Here is a 21,170-nt window from a genome sequence, read left to right on the forward strand (position 1 = left end):
TCATGTTTAGTAATATTTTGCTCATAATATTGCCTAAAAGCTTGCGTTTGCGTTGGGGGCTTGATGAAAGCGAACGCAAATTCATTAAGCAATTAAAGCCACACTTAAAAGCGGCAACGCGTACAACAGGCCCTAGATTGCTTGTACAGATGCCACCAGATTATTTTTGTTTAGCCCTTTTTTCTTTGGCCATAAGTTACTTGCGCCCATCCGTTATTCGGGGTTTATGGCACCAAAGTATTGTATCAAGCCCAAGACAAGAGACTTTTAGTCCATTGCGTTATTTTGGCAGAAATTTTGCACGTTTTTTTGATCAGAGAAAATGGTCACGATTGTATAAAGCGTTAGGCATTAATTCTTTTTTTAATTTAGAGCCCATTTTTTGGTCAAAATTTTTAAATAGGATTGAAGCTCGACGAATTTTTTTGAAACTTGCAACTAAACAAGATTTGCTTGATCTGCGATTAAACGGATTGGCTTGCGGAGACTTAATCTATGACACCTATTTGCGTTATCGGGTACAGCCAACGGTTGATGTCAAAGATCCCTATTTGCGTCATCTCATCGCTAAGGCGCTTGATGCGCAACTAGCCGCAAATAAAATATTTCAAAGAGGACGCTTTGAAATATTTCTAACAAATTACACTAGTTATATCCAGCATGGAATCCCAGCTCGCGTTGCATTGGAGTGCGGGGTACATGTTTATTCGGCAGGTAATCTTTCGCAGTTTTTTAAACGACTATCTTTGGAAGATAGTCTACACACAACTGAGCACTGGAGTTATAAGGAGCGCTTCGCTAAGCTAGAGGATCAAGGCTTGGCGCGAAGCCAGGCTAAAAATATGCTCAAGACTCGATTTGCTGGCGGCGTTGATAAAGCCACCTTGTATATGAAATCAAGCGCATTTACAAACTCCAAAGCTTCTATGCCATCGGGAATTGAGGGTGTAGTCTTTCTCCATGATTTTTTTGATTCCCCTCACTGCCACCGTTCAATGCTATTCCCAGATTTTCTAGATTGGATACGTTATACCTTGGGTGTTATTGAGGAGTATCGATTGCCAATTGCAGTGAAACCACACCCCAATCAACTTGCTGAAAGTAGGGAGGTTGTAGCAAAGCTTCAAGAGGAATTTCCTAGCATTTGCTGGCTGCCATCTAATCTTTCAAATAGAGTAATTTTTGACTCTGGAATTCGATGCGGGATCTCAGTTTACGGAACTATCCTACATGAGTTAGCTTTTCATGGTATCGCCGCACTAGCAGCAGGAGATCATCCCCATAGTGCGTTTGATATTGCCATCACACCTAATACAATTGAAAAGTATCGACAGTGCTTGATTCATTTTAGAGAACTCCGCTTAAGTGATAATGTTCAAGAAGAAGTTTTATCGTTTTATTACATGCATAATATTCATAAAAATGAAGTCATAGATATAAATTTTGATCAGTGGGATCTTCGTGGTATTGGGCCCAATGATAGCAAGCGTTTAGGGATTTTTTTAAACACTCACCCTGATTACCCTAGCCTTGAAAGTTGATCGATATGAAGGTGCAGACCAAAATAGATGGTGAAATAGAGCGCTATTTAAGTGGCGATCAGCTCTATGGGGATAATTTGACCTTGCCGGAAATTGAGGCTTGGTATGCTGATGAGGGCGAAGGATATGCGAATTTAGGTTCATTAAATAAATCCTCTTATCGCTATGTTTATCACGCCCTAAATTGGCGCCATGGATTTAGCAAAGTCAATCTCAACCCAGGCCTGAATATATTGGGTTTTGGAAGTGCTTATGGCGAGGAATTGAAGCCGGTCTTAGCAAAGGCGCGAAACATTACCATCATAGATCCTTCTGATGTATTCGTAAGCAAGGCTATTGGTGGGATACCGTGTTCTTATGTTAAGCCAATTGCTAGTGGCAAATTAGAGTTTCAAAATAGCACTTTTGATTTAGTTACAGCATTTGGAGTTCTGCACCATATCCCAAATGTATCAACCGTGCTTCGTGAAATTTCTCGTGTTATGAAACCTGGCGCCACTTTATTATTGCGTGAGCCAATAGTTTCAATGGGGGATTGGCGCTTTCCACGACCAGGTCTAACCCGTCATGAGCGAGGGATACCAATCAAACTACTTCGGGAATTGGTTTTGGCATCAGGTTTAAAAATTCAGTCGGAAGAATTGTGCGTCTTCCCGCCCCTCACTACCGTACTTAGAAAAATTCAGCCAGAAGTTTATAACAATTCACTTTTAACGGCTATAGATCAAATTTTGTCGAGAATATTTAGCTTTAATGTGTCATACCATGCATTTTCATGGTGGCAAAAAATTCGCCCAAGCGCAGTTTTTTTCGTTATAGAGAAACCTGAAAATGTCGATAAAGAGATGCGAGCAGCTTTATGAGACTCTGTATTATTCAATCAACGTTGCCCCTGTATTCAATTTCTTTCTTTAATCGGATACGCAAATTAAATCCAGAAATTGAGTTAGTTGTTTTAGCAAATCTAAAGAGCGATGATTCACTGAATCAATATCATCCGGAAATTTGTGAATTTGCTGTGCAACATCTTAATAGCGTTTCTTGGGGTGGCGTGTTTATCCGACCAGGAATTTTAAGAGCCTTACAAAAAATTAATCCCGATGTAATCGTTTTTAGTGGATCACCGCGTGAGTGGAGTCAACTTATAGCCTTGTGCTGGTGGCGCCTAAGTGGGGGTAGAGTTATTTCTTGGGGCATGTTTCATAGAATTGGAGCTCCAAAAGTATTTACTAATGTATATTTTCGTCTAGTTGGTTATTTGTCGCAAAGATGCTTCACCTATACCCGTACTGGGGCCATTATGATTTCGCACCTAGGCACCCCCAAAAATAAAATTCGCGTAGTTGGTACGGCAATAGATGAGCAGATTCCATTCAAAGAATCTTCCGCATTAAGCGCTGAAGCTTTGCAAAATTTCAAGACAATGTATCAGATTCAGGGCAAAAAATTAATTCTGCAGGTAGTACGCCTCAATAGAAGTAAACGTCCTGAACTATTGATATATGCCCTTAAGAAAATTCTGACAAAGCGGAGTGATGTCATGGTTGCTCTAATTGGTGACGGAGAAATGAAGTCTGAGTTAGAGTTGCTTGCTGTCAAGCTGGGAGTGGCGTCCAATATTTTGTTTTTGGGTGCCATATATGATGAAAAACTACTTTGCCCGTGGTATCTTAGTGCGCAGGTTTTTGTAACCCCCACCTTTTTAGGTTTGAGTGGACATCATGCCATGTCTTATGGATTGCCGGTGGTTACGGACGACAGTCTTGATCATCAAGGATCAGAATTTGAGATTCTATCTGAGGGCTTGAATGGATTAACTTACCGCGAGGGTGATATAGATGACCTTGCGAATACATTGCTACGCGTTCTAGATGATAGTATGTTGCAGAATTTTATGGCTATTAATGCGCGCAAGACGATTGAGAATGTACATAATTTAAATCGCAAGACTCAGAGATTTATTCGAGAGGTAAAAAGTCTCATGGCGGAAAGCTAAGATGTCATATTTGTTATATGCATCAAACCTTCATATCGGAGGTGCAGTTCAAGTTGCAGCATCAGTAATTTCTGAGCTATCACAGGCGCAGGGCGACTATCGTGATCTTTCTGTTTGGGTGTCTACTGAGGTAGATCAAAATTTAAAAGATCTTAAAGTTGACACTACCCTTTTTATTGAATATCGAATAGTCAATCATTGGGGAATTAGGGCTCTCTTTTCCCCTGATCGCAAGCTTATGGAGGCTTTTTCTTGTATTTTGGTTTTATTTGGCCCTCTCTATTTTCCTAAATTAAAAACAAAAACAATAGTTGGATTCGCCCAGGCGTGGATCATTAATCCAGCAACAGAGGCTTATGACTCACTTTCGTTAATTCAGCGGATGATTTCAAAAGTGAAGTTCGGGATTCAAAAATGGTTTTTCATGAATGCAGATCAATTTGTGGTTGAGCTGCAACATGTGAAAGATGGGTTGATGCATTTGAAGCTTGGGGACACTGAAAACATTCATGTAGTGCCAAACTGTGTAAGCTCTGTATATCTTGACCCATCCTTGTGGCGACCTATTGATTTATGGCCCCAAGGATCGATGCTCTATCTTGGCTTTTTGGGCAGAAATTATTCTCACAAGAACACCCATATACTTCCCGAGATAAAGAGGGTATTGATGGATGTATATGGGATTCATAGTCAAATTTTCGTTACCTTTACAGATGACGAGTGGTTGCATTGTGATGAATACTTTAAAAAAGAGATTACTAATATTGGGCCATTGTCTATAGCCCAATGCCCTATTTTTTATCAAAAACTAGATGGGGTGATATTTCCAAGCCTTTTGGAGTGCTTTTCAGCAACCCCCTTGGAGGCCTTGGCTATGGAAAGACCCTTGTTTGCCTCAAATCGCCCGTTTGTTTGGGATATTTGCGCTGATTTCGCAATATACTTTGATCCATTGAGTCCTATGGATGCTGCAGCAAAAATTGCCAAGTATTTTCAAGGTTTTCAGGATAAAAAAGATTTGAGTGGAGGGAAAAAGCATGCCCTCAATTTTTCATCTCCAAGGTCGCGCGCATTTCGCTACCTAGAGCTTCTTAAGCATGCTGGATAGAATGGAACCTAATTTTCAGGTATTTAATAATGGCATTTGATAAAAAAATTCTTGTAATTACTGGCGGTACAGGATCATTCGGCTCGGCTGTACTCAGAAGATTTTTGGATTCTGATATCAGTGAAATTCGTATTTTTAGTCGAGATGAAAAAAAGCAGGATGATATGCGCAAGCGGTTTGCAAATCCCAAGCTTAAATTTTATATTGGCGATGTTCGTGATAGTCGCAGTGTGTCTAACGTAATGCGTGGAGCGCATTATGTATTTCACGCTGCCGCTCTTAAGCAGGTTCCATCATGCGAATTTCATCCTATGGAGGCTGTCCGAACAAACGTACTGGGAACAGAAAATGTTTTGCTCGCAGCAATTGATGCGGGCGTAAATCGTGTGGTATGCCTTAGTACTGATAAAGCTGTATATCCCATCAATGCAATGGGAATAAGTAAGGCAATGATGGAAAAAATAATGGTGGCTACCAGTCGTAATTTAGAGGGCGCCGGTACTGTTATTTGTGGAACTCGGTATGGTAATGTGATGGCTTCGCGTGGATCAGTAATACCGCTATTTGTGGACCAGATTCGTGAGGGTCGCGAGATCACTATTACCGACCCAGAAATGACTCGATTCATGATGACTTTAGATGATGCTGTTGATCTAGTTCTTTATGCATTCAAGCATGGAAATAATGGCGATATTTTTGTTCAGAAAGCACCAGCTGCCACTATTGACGTTTTAGTAAAAGCAATTTTAGATTTGATGGGAAAGAAAGATTACCCCGTCAATATTATTGGTACCCGCCATGGCGAGAAACTCTTTGAGGCCTTGTTGGGGCGAGAAGAGTTGGCCTGTGCCGAGGATTTGGGGGACTATTACAGGGTACCACCAGATGGCCGCGATTTGAATTATGGAAAGTTTGTGGAGTGTGGCGAGAAGCGACTGACTGCCAGCACTCATGGCGAAGATTACAACTCCCATAACACTACGCGCCTAGACGTTGAGGGCATGAAAACCTTGCTCTTAAAGTTGGATTTTATGAGACGCATTGCGCGAGGAGAAAATGCAATTGCAGAGGGGTAAAAAAACTCGCGTCCTGATAACGGGCCCAGATGGGTTCTTGGGCAGGAATTTACTCTTGCGTTTAAGCGAGCTAAACAATGTGGATTGCCTATTTTTTAGAAAAAGCGATAACCCCAGGGATCTCCCGAGTCTTGTTCGTAGCGTTGATTTTATATTTCATTTGGCCGGCGTAAATCGACCCGAAAACCCATTAGAGTTTCAGGAGGGCAATGCTGAATTGACGCGTTCGCTAATTAGTGCGGTAGAAGAGGCTTCACTAAAGTCATTAATACCACCCACTATTATTTTTGCATCATCTACTCAAGCTGAGTTGAATAACCCCTACGGTGAGAGCAAGAGATGTGCTGAGGATTATTTATTTAAATTTTCCAAAAGAACGCAAGCAAAAGTTTTTGTATTTCGCTTTCCCAATATTTTTGGTAAGTGGGCTCGGCCAAATTTCAATTCAGTAGTCGCTACTTTTTGCCATAATATTTCAAGAGACTTACCTATCCAAGTTAATAATCCTGATGCATTGCTGTCACTGGTCTATATTGATGATGTCATGGATATCTTCATGAGTTTATTGCGTTCCGAAGAATTTACTTTAGGTGAGGATGGTTTTGCGCCGTTGCCGCAGACATACCAAACAACTGTTGGCGAGCTCTCTAGGCACCTAATGAATTTTAAGGAGGGTAGAGATTCCCTCTTGATTGAATGCGTTGGCAGTGGGTACTTGCATGCACTCTATGCTACTTATATAAGTTATTTACCTGTAGAGAAATTTGCTTATGAAATTCCGGCGCATAGTGATTCACGGGGGGTTTTTGTAGAAATGCTCAAGACGCCTGATTGTGGTCAGTTTTCTTTTTTTACTGCCCACCCAGGGGTCACAAGGGGCGGTCATTACCACCATAGCAAAATTGAAAAATTTCTGGTGATTAAGGGGAGGGCATTATTTAGATTTAGGCATATGCAAACTGGTGAAACATATCAGCTAGAATCTATGGGAGGACAGCCTAAGGTCGTGGAAACTATCCCGGGCTGGACCCATGATATTACTAATATAGGCCCTGATGAGATGATCGCGATTCTTTGGGCTAATGAGATATTTGATCCGCAAAGACCGGATACTCAGAAGTCCCTCATTCAATAAAAATGGTTTCTATATGAAAAAACTTAAGGTAGCAACCGTCATTGGAACCCGACCCGAGATTATTCGACTCTCTCGTGTGCTGGCTCGACTGGATCAAACCTGCGAGCACGTCTTAATTCACACGGGACAAAACTACGACTATGAGCTTAATCAAATTTTCTTTGACGATTTGGGGCTTAGAAAACCAGATTATTTCTTGGATAGTACAAAGGGCTCAAATAGTGCAGCTCAGACAATTGGCAATTTAATTGGTGCTGTAGACGGGGTTTTGGATCAAGTGAGGCCTGATGCATTATTGGTTCTGGGCGATACCAATAGCTGTTTATCTGTAATTCCTGCGAAGCGAAGAAAAATCCCTGTTTTTCACATGGAGGCTGGTAATCGTTGCTTTGATGAGCGCGTTCCAGAAGAGATCAATCGGCGCATCGTAGACCATACTGCAGACATTAATATGCCTTACAGTTCTATAGCTCGCGAATATCTTCTTCGTGAAGGTTTACCGCCGGATTCAGTAATTAAGACCGGCAGCCCTTTATATGAAGTATTAAGCTTTTACAGGCCAAAAATTGATGTATCCAATGTTATCACCCGCTTGCAGTTAAAGCCTAAAGAGTATTTTTTAGTTAGCGCCCATAGAGAAGAGAATATTGATAATCCAAAACTCTTTCAGCAGTTCACTGAAATGCTAAATGGCTTGGCCAATAGCTTTGATCATCCTATTATCCTGTCTGCTCATCCCAGAACCCAAAAAAGAATCACCGAGTCAGGGCTGTCGCTAGATCCAAGGGTGAGCATATTAAAGCCACTGGGTTTTTTTGATTACGTGAAGTTGCAGCTAAATGCCCGTGTTGTTTTATCTGATAGTGGTAGCATCAGCGAAGAGGCTTCTATTTTGAATATTCCTGCGCTCAATATACGTGAGGCGCATGAACGACCTGAGGCAATGGAGGAAGCTCCCGTCATGATGGTGGGTCTAAACCCAGAAAGAATCTATCAGGCGATTGAACTCCTCGAACAAGATGGCGGCTCTGGACAAAAAGATTTGCGCATTGTGTCTGACTATCAAATGCCAAACGTTTCAGAAAAAGTTGTCAGGATTTTGCATAGCTACACAGATTATGTGAATCGTACGGTTTGGAAGAAATACTGATTTCCAATCTATGCGTATCACTATCATTGCTGATTCATTTCCGCCGCTAAAAAATTCTGCAGCAGTGTTGGTATTTTCCTTGGCTGAGGCATTGGCTGCTTTAGACCATGAGGTCCTTGTTATTACCCCATCATCAGGTATAGAAGATCCTTCTCTTGAGGAGGATTTTGGCGCATTCAAAGTTTTAAGATTGCGTTGCGGTGAAATTAAGTCTCAGATTAAATTGTTGCGCGGTATTGAAGAACTTAGTTTATTTTTTAAGCTACCTCGAGCACTAAAAAATACAAGTTATAAATCCTATGTTCCAGATTTAATTATTTGGTATTCACCTTCGATATTCTTTGGCGGACTTGTTAAGAGTTTAAAGCATGCTAGCAATACTAGCTATTTAATCTTGCGAGATATTGTTCCCCAGTGGCTAGTTGATCTTGGCCTGATGAGAAAGGGGCTAAGTTACTACTTGTTAAGATGGTTTGAGCTCTATCAGTACCGTCAGGCTGATTTTATTGGGGTTCAATCATCCGGCAATCGCATTTATCTTGAGAATTTAGAATTACCTAGCCTGCAAAAGCTAGAAGTTTTACCAAATTGGATGCCATCAATTTCTACTCAATTTAAAATTTTAGATTTAGAAAATTCTCATACCAATCTCAGCCGAACTAAATTGGCCGGAAAAAAAACTTTGATTTATGCGGGTAATTTAGGCGAAGCGCAGGGGGTTAAAAATCTAGCTCAACTGCTTTCTTGCTTACGCAATAATGATCAAATCGGTTTTTTGATCATTGGCCGTGGCTCTAAGAAGGTTTGGTTACAAGAATTCATTGATTTCAATGACTTGACTAACGTTTTGATGTTGGACGAGATGGATTTGGTCACTCTTAATATGTACTATCAACAGTCCGTTGCCGGCTTGGTCTTTTTGGATTTAAGTCACCAGAGCCATAATATCCCAGGTAAATTCATTTCTTATTTGGAGGCTGGGCTACCGGTTGTCGCATGTGTAAATGCGAATAATGATTTGGTGGGCATTATTAATAATTCTGGTCTCGGATTGGTTGGAAATAATCCAGTTGCGCTAGCCAAAGAGTTAATTTCATTTGTGGATAAAATTCCCGAAAATTCATCAATACTGGCAAGAAAATACTATGATGAAAACTATCAACCTCAAGCTATTGCCAAACAAATATTGAAAACAGTGAAGATGTCTAAAGAATTGAGTAATTAATATGCTGACAATTTTCTCTGCTTTTATTGTTTCCTTGGTTACTGGATTTTTTGTTCTGCGTTACCAAGAAAAACATCAAAGTGTTACGGGTGATCTCGATTTAGTTGGTATTCAGAAATTTCATACCACTGTTGTGCCTCGAATTGGCGGCGCCCTTGTTTTTTTGGGAATAATTTCAGGGATACTGATTCGATATTTCAGTCCAGATGATAAGGCTTTTAATGTAGGCGTAATTTTGACATTCGCTGCATTACCGGCTTTTATAGGTGGTTTTATTGAGGATCTGACTAAGAAAGTCGGAGTAAAGACGCGGCTTTTTTTAACTTCGCTTTCAGCGGGGTTGGCAGGCTTTTGGCTTAATGCATGGTTAACGGATATTCAAATAGTTGGCCTTGATTTCTTTTTGGCTATCCCCATCATTTCTGTTGTCTTCACGTGTTTTGCAGTAGCCGGGGTAGCAAATTCATTTAACCTAATTGATGGGTTTAATGGTCTTGCAAGCATAGTTTCGTTAATGATTTTGTTTTCCATCGCCTATGTTGCATATCAGGTAAGGGATTACGGTATCTTATTGAGTAGTTTTGCAGCGATAGGAGCAATCGCTGGTTTTGTATTTTGGAACTACCCTAAGGGATCTATCTTTTTAGGTGATGGCGGCGCTTATCTCATCGGGTTTTGGATTGCTGAGCTTTGCGTGCTTTTAGTTACGCGCAATCCATCTGTATCTAAATGGTTTCCAGTACTCATTTGCATTTATCCAATATTCGAAACGATTTTCACAATCTATAGAAGACTTGTAAAACGCCTTCATCCTGGAATGCCTGATGCTAATCACTTGCACCAAATGATATTTCGTAGGGTTGTATGCGACCCAACAAGTGAGAACGAGGAGGATTTATTGAGGGAAAATTCAAGAACCTCACCGTATTTATGGGTTTTGACTAGCTTGGCTATCATGCCCGCAATCTTATTTTGGCAATCAAAAGTGCTTTTGCAGTTATCAACGCTCCTATTCTGCATTACATATCTATGGCTATATTGGGCGATTGTTCGATTCAAAACACCAGGCTGGCTTGGTCGCTAGAGTGGCGTATTTGGGGTTGCCTGTTTGTAAGCGATAAACGGTATTAGCAGTCCTGCTCCCTAAAATAGTGGGATTTACTGTGAATTTGTTCGGATAAGTACTAAGTTACCCCCCCAATCGTTATAATTGCCATATATAAATAGGGTCAAATCCCTTTGGAGCGGCTTTGTTGTCAATAAATTGGTCAAAATTGGGTGAAAATTGTCGTAAATGACTGATTTTATTGAAAAAAAATCCAATTTGAGCTCTGTTTCCGATATACCGTTGGTGGCTATATTGCTATGTACCTATAACGGGGCACGGTTTTTGGCTGAGCAGCTCGATTCTTTGGAAAGCCAGACTCATCAAAATTGGATAGTTTTTGCCAGTGATGATGGCTCTACTGACCAAACCCTAGAAATACTGCAGCAATATCAAGCTAAATGGTCTTCTGGAAAACTCACTATTCGCAGTGGCCCTCAAAAAGGCTTTTGCCAGAATTTTTTATCCCTTGCCTGTGATCCACAAATTAAAGCAGATTACTATGCTTTTTGTGATCAAGATGATGTGTGGTTGCCTAGCAAGTTAGAGGTTGCACTTACCAATATTATTACCAATCAATCTGCCGAGGTGCCTTACCTCTATTGCGGCCGCACTAAATACGTTACCGAGAATCTAAAACCATGTGGTGTGTCACCGCTCTTTGTGTTTCCGCCGAGCTTTCGAAATGCCTTAGTACAAAGTATTGCTGGCGGTAATACGATGGTTTTTAATCAATCAGCAAAAGATTTAATTGAAAAAGTGGGAGCGGTTGATGTGCCATCTCATGACTGGTGGCTATACCAGCTCATATCAGGGGTTGAGGGGGTGGTTTTTTACGATAACGTACCGCAATTGCTTTATAGGCAACATGAATTTGCTTTAGTGGGTGGTAATAACTCGTTTCCGGCGAAGATGGAGCGGATATGGATGTTGTTACGGGGGCGCTTTCAGGGGTGGAATACGCAAAACATTGAAGCGCTAAAACAAGTGAATCACTTGCTCGTGAGAAATAATAAGGATACTTTAAAAATGTTTGTATTGTTAAGAGAAGCTCGACTCATAGATCGGATTCGCTTGATGCAAGTTTGCGGTTTGTATCGCCAAACGAGGCGTGGAACCTTTAGTTTGGTTTTGGCCGAATTGATTAAGAAAATCTGATGCAAATTTTTCCAACTTCTCCAAAAGAAATGGTCCTTAGTTTTTGGAAAAACCGGTTACTTATAAAATCCTTAGTCATGCGAGAGGTTCAGGGTCGATATCGAGGATCCTTTGGCGGTATATTTTGGTCAATTTTTAATCCGATAATACTTCTATTAATTTATACATTCGTATTTAGTGAAATTTTTAAATCTCGTTGGGAAGGGGGGGGTGACTCTAGAACAGAATTTGCCTTAGTGCTATTTGCGGGATTGATAGCATTCAACTTTTTTACTGAATGTTTTTTGCGAGCGCCAGGATTAATATTGTCAAATGTAAATTACGTAAAGAAGGTAATTTTTCCCCTCGAAATATTGCCCTGGGTAAGCATAGGCTCATCAATATTTCATGCAATCATTAGCTTTATTGTTTGGTTGGCCGCCTATTTTATTTTATTTGGTTTGCCACCGTACTCTATATTTTGGGTGCCAATAATTATCTTGCCTTTGATATTTTTTAGCGTTGGCGTAGGATGGATATTCGCTTCTCTTGGAGTTTATATTCGAGATATCTCACAAGCAGTTGGTATTATTACAACTGTCTTGATGTTTATAACCCCAATTTTTTACCCAATTACCGCTATTCCATTTCAGTATCGATTTTTTTTGGAATTTAATCCTTTGGCTTATGAGGTGCAGCAGCTACGGGGGGTTATGTACTGGGGTGATACGCCCGACTTAAATAGCTTCTCAATTTGGCTGTTTCTATCTTTTTCTTTTGCCTGCATTGGATTCTTTTGGTTTCAAAAAACCAGAAAAGGATTTGCTGATGTTCTCTAGTGTTGGAATGGCAATTGAAGTGCGTGGCCTCAGTAAGCTATATGAAATTTATCGCAAGCCTTCTGACAGATTAAAGCAATTCCTGATCCCAAAATTATTGTCAATCGTAGGGCTCGGAGAAGGCATTAGCTACTTCAATGAATTTTGGGCCCTGAAAAATGTAAGTTTTGATATAAAAAAAAATGAGACATTGGGAATAATTGGACGCAATGGTTCCGGTAAGTCAACTTTACTTCAACTGATTTGCGGAATTATTAACCCTACTGATGGGCACATATTTACTCGCGGTCGAATTGCGGCTTTACTTGAATTGGGGTCCGGATTCAATCCTGAATTTACTGGAAAAGAAAATATTTTTCTAAATGCCAGCCTCTTAGGACTAACTAAGACACAGATTGAAGATCGATATGGCGATATCATCACGTTTGCAGATATTGGTGAATTTATTGACCAACCTGTAAAAACTTATTCAAGTGGAATGATTGTCCGCTTGGCCTTTGCGGTTATTGCTCATGTCGATGCTGATATTTTGATTATTGACGAGGCGCTTGCAGTAGGGGATGCAATTTTTACGCAAAAGTGCATGCGATTTATTAGAAAGTTCAGAGAAACTGGAACTTTGATTATTGTAAGTCATGATATGGCCTCAATCCAAAATTTATGCGGGAGAGTCATATGGCTTGAGGATGGCATTATTAGGAGTGAGGGTCCATCACGAAAAATTGCAGAAGAATATTTAGAGCACTCTTTTCGAGAAACCCTTGCTGATGAGTGTGGAGCTCATACATCCATTAAGCCCAACCGCAAGGCCTCCAAGATTGATGCAGCAGAAGATAAATATCTTTCTATGTATGAAAGCATTTTTTCTCCATACAACAATTTAAACGAATCTAATGGATGGAAAACTGGTTGTGGGGAAATTACCGAAGTTGAATTTATACCAAGAGAATTTATGCATGGTTCAATTTTCAGGGGCGGGGAGGTTGTGAGATTAAGAATTCGCGCAAGGATATATCAAGAAATGGAAAGCCCAATTATTGGGTTTTTAGTAAGAGACAGGCTCGGCCAAGATTTATTCGGCGAGAATACTTTTACTTGCACCATGGAAAAGCCGATTCAGGCAGTTAAATCTGGTGATTATATAGAGGCAGAATTTATTTTTAAGTTGCCGATGCTTCCCGATGGAGACTATACGGTAATGACTTCTTTGGCAGATGGAAATTTACAGAATAATATTCAACATCATTGGCTTCATGAGGCCGCAATACTTAGGGTTTCCAGTCAAAATATTCGTTATGGATTAGTCGGTATTGCTTTTATTGATATTGGAATGAGGAAAGTTTAATGGCGTCCTATGTTGATTTGGTAATGTCCCATCATGGTAAGGTTTCGGATAAGTGGAGTTCATACTTGGCTGAGTACGAAAAATATTTTTTACCATACAGAGATTTAGATATTAACCTGTTAGAGGTTGGAGTTCAGAATGGTGGCTCATTAGAAATTTATTCTAAATATTTTAAAAGAGCAAAAACCATAATAGGCTGTGATGTTAATAATAAATGCTCAGAGCTAATATTTTATGATTCTAGAATTAGCGTAATAATTGGGGATATAAATTTAGAATCAACAAAAGCCGCCCTTTTTAATAAGAGTAAAAAATTTGATCTGATAATTGATGACGGCTCACATAGTTCAGCGGATATTGTAAGAACATTCCTTCATCTTTTCCCGGCACTTGAAGACGGCGGGCTCTATGTAATCGAAGATTTGCACTGTAGCTATTGGAGTCAGTTTGATGGAGGGTTATTCAATCCTAACAGTTCGTTGTCATTCCTCAAAATGCTCTCAGATGTTATAAATTACGAACATTGGGGCGTTGACTACTCCGCGAAAGAAATATTTGATTCATTTTCGAAGCAATATAATGTTGATATTGATGAAGATGCATTATTAACAATTTCTTCTATTGAGTTTCGTAATTCTCTTTGCGCTGTAAGAAAAGGGTCTCAAAAAAACTCTATTGGGAAAAGAGTAGTGGTCGGGGAGGATGAGTTTGTGGTGGCGGGACATAAAAGTCTTGCCAATCGTGATTATTTACTGGAGGTGACCCAGGATAGAAATATTTGGTCTCTAATTGAATCGGATCCCAATAGAAAAATTGACAACGTTAAATGGCTGCTTGCACAAAGAGATCAGCAGCTAAAAGAAGCAGATGCCACGATTAAACAAAGAGATCAGCAGCTAAAAGAAGCAGATGCCACGATTAAACAAAGAGATCAGCAGCTAAAAGAAGCAGATGCCACGATTAAACAAAGAGATCAGCAGCTTAATGATTATCATGATGCGCTATGCGAAAGAGACTCAAGGATTAGAAATATTTATGCATCAAAAAGCTGGAGAATTACTGCATCCTTAAGAAAAGCTTCATTACTTAGTACAGAAAGTTTGAAATATCTTAAGCTTATAAAAGTAGAGCTTGAAAAAAATCACGGTCAAAAATATAAGCTTATTAAAAAAGTAGTTCGTATATTTCGAGAGGGTGGTGTAAGTGCCATATACGAGAAGCTGCAATCCCGGGCAATAATAGGCGGATTGTTACCAAATGACTGTTATCCAATAAATGTCCGTATCAAATCTCAACTACAAGAAGTAGAAGACAGATTCTTATCTGCAGCTGATATTAATTTGAGGCAAGATAAATCTCCGATTATCTCGATATTAATGCCCGTATATAAGCCTCCTATAAGTGTTCTAAGTGCTGCAATTGAATCCGTTATTGGTCAATCAAGTTCCGACTGGGAGCTAATAATTGTGGATGACAATTCCAATGATGATTTAGTTCGAGCGCTGTTAATAGATTATTCAGAAAAAGACTCTCGAATTAAAGTTAAATTCTCAAAAGAAAATAGAGGCATATCTAGTGCAACTAATATTGCATTGGAAATCTCTAGGGGTGATTTTATTGGTCTTCTTGATAATGATGATCTCCTTACAAATGACGCTATTGCGACTATGATTAGAGAGATCTCGACCACTCCCGATGTAGATATTTTGTATTCAGATGAATGTAAGATCGATAAAGATGGAAAGCCAGTAGAGATATTTTGCAAGCCAGAATGGAGTCCAATCCTTTTATTCAATTGTATGTATTTGGGGCATTTTTGTGTCTACAGGACATCGATAGTTAAATCTATAGGTGGATTTAGATCGCAATATGATTTTTCACAGGACTATGATTTAGCATTAAGAGCGTCCGAAAAGGCTCGAACAATAATACATGTTGAAAAAGTTTTATATGGATGGCGGATGCTCGACTCTTCAGCTGCAGCCGGCGGTAAGCCTCTTGCTAGAATTACAAACATAGCCGCCCTACAAAATGCAATGGATAGGAGGGGCTTGAAAGCAATAGCTACTCCATTGATTCACGCCAATCGAGCTTTATTTGATACAACAAATTTTAATGATTTTGTATCAATCATAATACCTTCTGATAACGCAGTTAACATTCAGGCGGTAATTAGATCAGTTCAAGAAAAGACCTTATATAAAGTTTATGAAATTATTGTTGTAACTAATTCAAAAATAATCAAAAGATTTTCAGGGGAATATAAAAAATCAAAGGTTATTTTTGTGACGTATGACAAAAAATATAATTTTTCTGATAAATGTAATGCCGGCGCTGAAGTTGCAAATGGGTCTCAGTTCATTTTTTTAAATGACGATGTTCGAATAATTTCTGATGATTGGATTGAGGCTCTTCTTGAGTACTTGAAGGTGCCCGGGGTTGGAGTGGTTGGACCCAAATTGCTTTATGAGAACGGCACCATTCAGCATGCTGGTATGGTCGTTGGCACCAGGAGACTGGTTGGCACAGCATTCCATTCGCTTCCAGAGCAAACAACCATGCACTATAACTTTGCCCAGTCTGCGAGAGAGGTATCGGTTATATGCGGAGCCTGTTTAGCAATTAGTAAGAAAATATTTGAAGAAATTAAGGGGTTTGATTCGACTAACTTTCCGATTAATCATTCTGATGTTGATTTATGTTTTAAAGTCAGGAGCCGTGGATATACTTGCGTGTACACACCATATGCCAAGCTAATGCATATTGGACACATGTCGCTGGGTAGTGATGAAGTTAAGAGCAACCAAAACCCGTTTGCGAAGGATAAGTCTGACATAAGCCTATTAAAAATTTGGCCACACTACATAAGTTCAGATCCATACTTTACAAATACTATGCGTAATAATTTGTACCATGATTCTCAAGAAGCCTATGAGATATTTATTGGCTGTAAATCTATGGCAAAAAATTTAAAAAAAGACATTCTGATTGTGTCTAATGATTTATCGGAATCTGGTGCTCCAAAAATTGTCTATGATTTGGTAAAAATACTTATGGATTCAAAGATGTTTGTAGTTGTTACATCCCCTTCGGATGGTCCAATGCGCAAAAGACTTGAGTTACTTGGGGTTACCGTTATTGTTGATGAGTTATGTATTAGCGAATCAAGCAATTTTTTTGATTTTGCTAAAAATTTTGATGCAATTATTTTTAATACTATTGTGGTCTGGAGGCCTATTTCTAGACTTTTTCAGCATGTAGATATCTTTTGGTATATCCATGAGTCTGATTATGCTGTTCGATTAATTGAAGAAAATCAAGAAATTAAAAAAATACTTAATTCTGTAAAGTGGCTTTGCTGCGGTAGTAAAAGAGCGTATGAAAATTTAAAGCAGTATAGAAATACATCCGATGTGAATATAATTCCTTATGGCATTGAAGCTTTAACCAAGGATTTAATCAAAATTAAAGATAATAGCCCCCCTCATATAATACGCATATTTGGCTCTTATGAGTATCGTAAGGGGCAAGATCTGCTACTGGATGCGCTTGGTAATTTAACAGAAGATTTAACCAAAAATATTCTTGTAGAATTTTATGGAAGAACTCTAGATGTAGATTATTACGATAAATTGAAGAAAATATGTGCTAATTTGCGTTTTATCTCACTGCATCAAAATGTCAGTCATGAAGAATATTTACGTTTACTGGAACAATCTTTTTTGGTGATTATTCCATCGAGGGATGACACATTGCCGCTCGTGTCATTAGATGCACTGGCTCTCGGAGTGCCAATTTTGGTAACGCCAAGCGTTGGTACTAGTCAATATCTAAAAAATGGATATTCAGGATTTATTGCGAAATCAACGGATAGTATCGGATTACTAGAGGAATTAAGGCTGATACTATCAAATAAATATGAGATCCATAAAATTATCAAAAATGGTCAGATGGTGTTTTTAGAAAATTTTTCAATGACTTCATTTAAAAATGCCGTAATTTCATTGCTGACTAACATTCGATAAATATGACTACTTTGGTTATAGGGGCGTCCGGTTTTATTGGGAGATCTATTTTAAGAAAAATTCAAGGCCCAGTAATTGCCTTCGATAAAGTGTCCACAAACAATAAATTTCTACGAGAAGTGGAAATTGTTAGTAGTGATGTTAAAAACATTAATGATTTGCTGGTCGGGAGGAAAATTCAAGCAATCATATACCTCTCATCCGCAACTACATCATTGGATCAATTTAACCTCGATGAAGAAAAGATCAAAATTGATCTTGAAAATGCTAAATTAATAGTAAATTTTTGTCGAGCTAATAAAGTTAAAAAACTAATCTTCGCCTCCTCGGGAGGCGTTATATACGGAGCCCATAATATCCCACCCTTTAAAGAGGGCATGGCGTTATATCCTAGGTCAATATATGGACTTACAAAAATGTTGCTTGAGAAATATTTCTTGGAATCTTTATCAAATTCTCTTACAAAAGTGCTCATTCTTAGAGTGGCTAATCCCTATGGAGAGGGCCAAAATCTAAATGGATCTCAGGGTGTTATACCAATTTTTCTTAGAAAAATTGCAAACGGAGAAACTTTATATCTGAGAAATAGAAATTCAAGACGAGACTACGTCTATATCGATGATGTAGCGAATGCCTTTCATGGCGCGTTGTCTTATGAGGGAAAGGAAAATATTTTTAATATAGGAGGAGGTGGCTCTATAGGGCTTGGTGAATTAACTTCACTCCTTGAAATTATTGTAGGGAAAAGAGCCAAAATAGTTGATGTTCCACCAGTAGATACTGATTTAGAAAATAGTTTTTTGGATATATCCCTTGCAAAAAGTGAGCTGAGTTGGGCTCCTGAGGTAAATCTTAAAGCGGGAATCATTAAAACTTTTAATTGGATTAGTGATGAAAATTAATTCTGAAAAAATTTTGCTGCTTTTAGTGGTTGCCATTTATATAATTTTTAGTGCGAACCTGCCAATTCAGTTGATTCCACTCGCCGGCCATGATGATGGTTTATTTCTGCGCACGGCAATCTCTATGGAGCATGGAGGGTGGTTGGGGGGATATAGTCATATGACTCTAATTAAGGGGCCAATATTTCCAGCATTTTTATTATTAAGTCATCTTAGTGGTTTGCCTTATCAAATATCAGTTGCAGTTTTCAATCTAGTTTCAGTTGGTTTTTTAATCAAAGTATTGGCTAGGTATGGTCTGGGCAAGTCATTTCTGTTTGCCATTGGTGTTGGAGTTTTATTTCACCCGGCACTGCATCCTTTTCGAGTATTGAGGGATGATATTTATTGGGGAGAATTTATAATATTAATTTCAGCATCATTTAATTTATTCTATAGTTCAGGTTCACATAGGATTTATAAATCACTATTTCTTGGGATAATATTATTTATTTTTTGGTTTACTAGAGAGGAAGGTTTTTGGCTTATTCCAGCATTTATATTTATTATAATAATTTCTCCTGAAAATAAAGTAACATTTAATAAAAATAAGATATTTAATATATTTATTGTCTTAACTACCTTTTTCATTTTTACGCTAATACTTTCATTAGTAAATTATAATAAATATGGCTATTTTGGAGCTAATGAAACAAAAAATAGCTGGTATTCAAAGGCGTATGCCAAAATTCAGACGATTGAGACTAAGAACGATATTGCACTTATTCCAGTATCCCAAGAAAAGAGAAATATCCTATATGAAATAAGCCCATCTTTTGGAAAATTGAAATTTTTCCTTGAGGGGGATGGTCGAGGTTGGATTAAGGCTGGATGCGATTACTATAAGCAAGATGTTTATTGTAAAGATTATGCTGGAGGTTGGTTTATGTGGGCTTTTCGGGACGCAGTTTCTGTGGCCGGCTTCTATAAGTCACATAAAGACTCCGAAATTTTTTATCAAAAAATTTATGAAGAGGTTTCAATAGCTTGCAACCAAGGAAAAGTTAGTTGCTCCTCTGAGTTTATTAATTTGCCAATTATTGGTGGCAAGTTAATCCCATTAAAAATTATAGAGTCTGTTAATTTGTTCTTTGATGCAATTTCTTTTAAAAATAATAATAGCGAAATTACAAATATTTATAGTTCTGGACCCATGCCTATGTATGAAAATTATTTAAATTTCTTGAACAGGCCATTGGCATTAAAGACAAAATCTGATGCTATAGATGGCTTAACCATTAAGATGGATCAAGAAATTGTACGAAAACCAATATTAGATTGCTCCAATAATAGATATATTATAGACAAGAGAGATATCTTTATAAAACTAGATTATTTTTACCAAAATGAATGTGTATTAAATATTAACAATTCAAATCTAAAAATGAATGAATTAGAAACCAATTTAATTAGTGACATTGATATTAAAAAAGTAGATATTAGCATTGCAAAATCAATAAGTAATAATTTATATATTTATTTAAATAATGTTTTTTATAAGGTATATTCAATTATTACTATTCCTGTATTGATTTTATCTCTAATTTTATATATAAGGTTTTTTTGGCACAAGGAAAATAATTTAAAAATTTTCCTATTTTTGACAGTAATTTGGATCTGCTTTTTATCTAGATCACTGCTATTAATTATTGTTGATGCAACCTCATTTCCTGCATTCTCTGTAAATTATTTAACTTCAATATTTCCTATGATTATTCTGATGACTATTTTATCGCTTGCTCAATTTAGCTCTTCTCAGGCGGTTAAATTATGAAAGCAATCATTTTAGCGGGAGGGTTGGGGACTCGTATTAGCGAAGAAACTGATATTCGTCCGAAGCCTATGGTTGAGATTGGCGGCAAACCAATTTTATGGCACATTATGAAAATATATTCTTCATATGGCATTAATGATTTTATTGTCTGCTGTGGATACAAGGGTTATGTAATTAAGGAATTTTTTGCAAATTACTTTCTTCATACGTCAAATGTTACTTTTGATTTGTCCAATAACAGCCTTGAATATCACGAAAGTAATGCTGAGCCTTGGAGGGTTACTTTGGTGGACACCGGAGACTCAACGATGACGGGCGGAAGGTTATTACGGGTAAAAAGATATTTAAGCAAGGGTGAAGCTTTTTGTTTGACGTATGGCGATGGTTTGGCGGATATTAATATTTCTAAGCTGCTAGATTTTCATAATTCTCATGGAAAAATTATTACTTTGACGGCAGCCACGCCCCCTGGAAGGTTCGGAGCTCTAGAGATTGTAAATTCAGGCATTAAGCGTTTTATTGAGAAGCCAGCCGGTTCTGAAGGTAGAATCAACGGAGGTTTTTTTGTTTGCAACTCGGAAGTTTTTAACTATATAGATGGGGATGAAACAGTTTTAGAGAGAGAGCCTCTTGAGAAGCTGGCAGAAGAATCTGAATTGATGGCTTTTGAGCATAACGGCTTTTGGCAGCCCATGGATACTTTGAGGGACAAAATTTATCTGTCCGATTTATGGACTTCAGGTTCTCCCCCTTGGAAAATTTGGTAAGGCGCT

At 38.3% G+C, this 21,170-nt stretch carries 16 protein-coding genes; all 16 read left to right on the forward strand.

The window, feature by feature from the left end:
* Nucleotides 1-2 precede the first annotated feature (2 nt).
* Nucleotides 3-1,541, forward strand: a complete 1,539-nt coding sequence (locus ICN24_RS02920) for a hypothetical protein (RefSeq protein WP_216221223.1) — start codon at nt 3-5, stop codon at nt 1,539-1,541.
* 5 nt (nt 1,542-1,546) lie between these two features.
* Nucleotides 1,547-2,404 carry a class I SAM-dependent methyltransferase gene (locus ICN24_RS02925; protein WP_216221224.1) on the forward strand — a complete coding sequence of 286 codons (858 nt, stop codon included), beginning with the start codon at nt 1,547-1,549 and terminating at the stop codon, nt 2,402-2,404.
* Nucleotides 2,401-3,537 carry a glycosyltransferase family 4 protein gene (locus tag ICN24_RS02930; RefSeq protein ID WP_216221225.1) on the forward strand — a complete coding sequence of 379 codons (1,137 nt, stop codon included), beginning with the start codon at nt 2,401-2,403 and terminating at the stop codon, nt 3,535-3,537. The genes ICN24_RS02925 and ICN24_RS02930 overlap by 4 nt, the downstream gene beginning before the upstream one ends.
* A gap of 1 nt (nt 3,538) precedes the next feature.
* Nucleotides 3,539-4,645, forward strand: a complete 1,107-nt coding sequence (locus ICN24_RS02935) for a glycosyltransferase (protein ID WP_216221227.1) — start codon at nt 3,539-3,541, stop codon at nt 4,643-4,645.
* A 29-nt stretch (nt 4,646-4,674) separates the two neighbouring features.
* Nucleotides 4,675-5,721 (forward strand): polysaccharide biosynthesis protein, encoded by a 1,047-nt coding sequence (locus ICN24_RS02940; protein ID WP_216221228.1) that lies wholly within the window; start codon nt 4,675-4,677, stop codon nt 5,719-5,721.
* Nucleotides 5,702-6,856 carry an NAD-dependent epimerase/dehydratase family protein gene (locus ICN24_RS02945; RefSeq protein ID WP_216222191.1) on the forward strand — a complete coding sequence of 385 codons (1,155 nt, stop codon included), beginning with the start codon at nt 5,702-5,704 and terminating at the stop codon, nt 6,854-6,856. Before ICN24_RS02940 ends, ICN24_RS02945 begins: the two co-directional genes overlap by 20 nt.
* Before the next feature lie 13 nt (nt 6,857-6,869).
* Nucleotides 6,870-8,006, forward strand: a complete 1,137-nt coding sequence (gene wecB, locus ICN24_RS02950; protein WP_216221229.1) for a non-hydrolyzing UDP-N-acetylglucosamine 2-epimerase — start codon at nt 6,870-6,872, stop codon at nt 8,004-8,006.
* Nucleotides 8,007-8,016: 10 nt separating this feature from the next.
* Nucleotides 8,017-9,231, forward strand: coding sequence for a glycosyltransferase family 4 protein (locus ICN24_RS02955; protein ID WP_216221230.1), 1,215 nt, complete (start codon nt 8,017-8,019; stop codon nt 9,229-9,231).
* Nucleotide 9,232: 1 nt separating this feature from the next.
* A complete protein-coding gene (locus ICN24_RS02960; RefSeq protein WP_216221231.1) occupies nt 9,233-10,315 on the forward strand; it encodes a glycosyltransferase in 1,083 nt (360 codons plus the stop codon).
* Nucleotides 10,316-10,525: 210 nt separating this feature from the next.
* On the forward strand, nt 10,526-11,494 hold the full coding sequence (locus ICN24_RS02965; RefSeq protein WP_216221232.1) for a glycosyltransferase family 2 protein: 969 nt from the start codon (nt 10,526-10,528) through the stop codon (nt 11,492-11,494).
* Nucleotides 11,494-12,312 carry an ABC transporter permease gene (locus tag ICN24_RS02970; protein WP_216221233.1) on the forward strand — a complete coding sequence of 273 codons (819 nt, stop codon included), beginning with the start codon at nt 11,494-11,496 and terminating at the stop codon, nt 12,310-12,312. Before ICN24_RS02965 ends, ICN24_RS02970 begins: the two co-directional genes overlap by 1 nt.
* Nucleotides 12,302-13,657: an ABC transporter ATP-binding protein gene (locus tag ICN24_RS02975; protein ID WP_255532543.1), complete on the forward strand. Its 1,356-nt coding sequence runs from the start codon at nt 12,302-12,304 to the stop codon at nt 13,655-13,657. The genes ICN24_RS02970 and ICN24_RS02975 overlap by 11 nt, the downstream gene beginning before the upstream one ends.
* The gene (locus tag ICN24_RS02980) at nt 13,657-17,682 is read left to right on the forward strand and encodes a glycosyltransferase (RefSeq protein ID WP_216221234.1); all 4,026 of its coding nucleotides are present in this window, start codon (nt 13,657-13,659) and stop codon (nt 17,680-17,682) included. The genes ICN24_RS02975 and ICN24_RS02980 overlap by 1 nt, the downstream gene beginning before the upstream one ends.
* A gap of 2 nt (nt 17,683-17,684) precedes the next feature.
* Nucleotides 17,685-18,584, forward strand: a complete 900-nt coding sequence (locus ICN24_RS02985) for an NAD-dependent epimerase/dehydratase family protein (RefSeq protein ID WP_216221236.1) — start codon at nt 17,685-17,687, stop codon at nt 18,582-18,584.
* Nucleotides 18,574-20,397, forward strand: a complete 1,824-nt coding sequence (locus ICN24_RS02990; RefSeq protein ID WP_216221238.1) for a hypothetical protein — start codon at nt 18,574-18,576, stop codon at nt 20,395-20,397. Before ICN24_RS02985 ends, ICN24_RS02990 begins: the two co-directional genes overlap by 11 nt.
* Nucleotides 20,394-21,164: a glucose-1-phosphate cytidylyltransferase gene (gene rfbF / locus ICN24_RS02995; RefSeq protein ID WP_216221240.1), complete on the forward strand. Its 771-nt coding sequence runs from the start codon at nt 20,394-20,396 to the stop codon at nt 21,162-21,164. Before ICN24_RS02990 ends, rfbF begins: the two co-directional genes overlap by 4 nt.
* Nucleotides 21,165-21,170: the final 6 nt, after the last annotated feature.

The organism is Polynucleobacter sp. UK-Kesae-W10, from assembly GCF_018881575.1.
In the GTDB taxonomy this organism is placed as follows: Bacteria; Pseudomonadota; Gammaproteobacteria; order Burkholderiales; family Burkholderiaceae; genus Polynucleobacter.

What these genes read in the sequence shown, in the direction of transcription:
- ICN24_RS02920 (WP_216221223.1), top strand. Translation starts at nt 3, where the DNA reads ATGTTTAGTAATATTTTGCTCATAATATTGCCTAAAAGCTTGCGTTTG.
- ICN24_RS02925 (WP_216221224.1), top strand. Translation starts at nt 1,547, where the DNA reads ATGAAGGTGCAGACCAAAATAGATGGTGAAATAGAGCGCTATTTAAGT.
- ICN24_RS02930 (WP_216221225.1), top strand. Translation starts at nt 2,401, where the DNA reads ATGAGACTCTGTATTATTCAATCAACGTTGCCCCTGTATTCAATTTCT.
- ICN24_RS02935 (WP_216221227.1), top strand. Translation starts at nt 3,539, where the DNA reads ATGTCATATTTGTTATATGCATCAAACCTTCATATCGGAGGTGCAGTT.
- ICN24_RS02940 (WP_216221228.1), top strand. Translation starts at nt 4,675, where the DNA reads ATGGCATTTGATAAAAAAATTCTTGTAATTACTGGCGGTACAGGATCA.
- ICN24_RS02945 (WP_216222191.1), top strand. Translation starts at nt 5,702, where the DNA reads ATGCAATTGCAGAGGGGTAAAAAAACTCGCGTCCTGATAACGGGCCCA.
- wecB (WP_216221229.1), top strand. Translation starts at nt 6,870, where the DNA reads ATGAAAAAACTTAAGGTAGCAACCGTCATTGGAACCCGACCCGAGATT.
- ICN24_RS02955 (WP_216221230.1), top strand. Translation starts at nt 8,017, where the DNA reads ATGCGTATCACTATCATTGCTGATTCATTTCCGCCGCTAAAAAATTCT.
- ICN24_RS02960 (WP_216221231.1), top strand. Translation starts at nt 9,233, where the DNA reads ATGCTGACAATTTTCTCTGCTTTTATTGTTTCCTTGGTTACTGGATTT.
- ICN24_RS02965 (WP_216221232.1), top strand. Translation starts at nt 10,526, where the DNA reads ATGACTGATTTTATTGAAAAAAAATCCAATTTGAGCTCTGTTTCCGAT.
- ICN24_RS02970 (WP_216221233.1), top strand. Translation starts at nt 11,494, where the DNA reads ATGCAAATTTTTCCAACTTCTCCAAAAGAAATGGTCCTTAGTTTTTGG.
- ICN24_RS02975 (WP_255532543.1), top strand. Translation starts at nt 12,302, where the DNA reads ATGTTCTCTAGTGTTGGAATGGCAATTGAAGTGCGTGGCCTCAGTAAG.
- ICN24_RS02980 (WP_216221234.1), top strand. Translation starts at nt 13,657, where the DNA reads ATGGCGTCCTATGTTGATTTGGTAATGTCCCATCATGGTAAGGTTTCG.
- ICN24_RS02985 (WP_216221236.1), top strand. Translation starts at nt 17,685, where the DNA reads ATGACTACTTTGGTTATAGGGGCGTCCGGTTTTATTGGGAGATCTATT.
- ICN24_RS02990 (WP_216221238.1), top strand. Translation starts at nt 18,574, where the DNA reads ATGAAAATTAATTCTGAAAAAATTTTGCTGCTTTTAGTGGTTGCCATT.
- rfbF (WP_216221240.1), top strand. Translation starts at nt 20,394, where the DNA reads ATGAAAGCAATCATTTTAGCGGGAGGGTTGGGGACTCGTATTAGCGAA.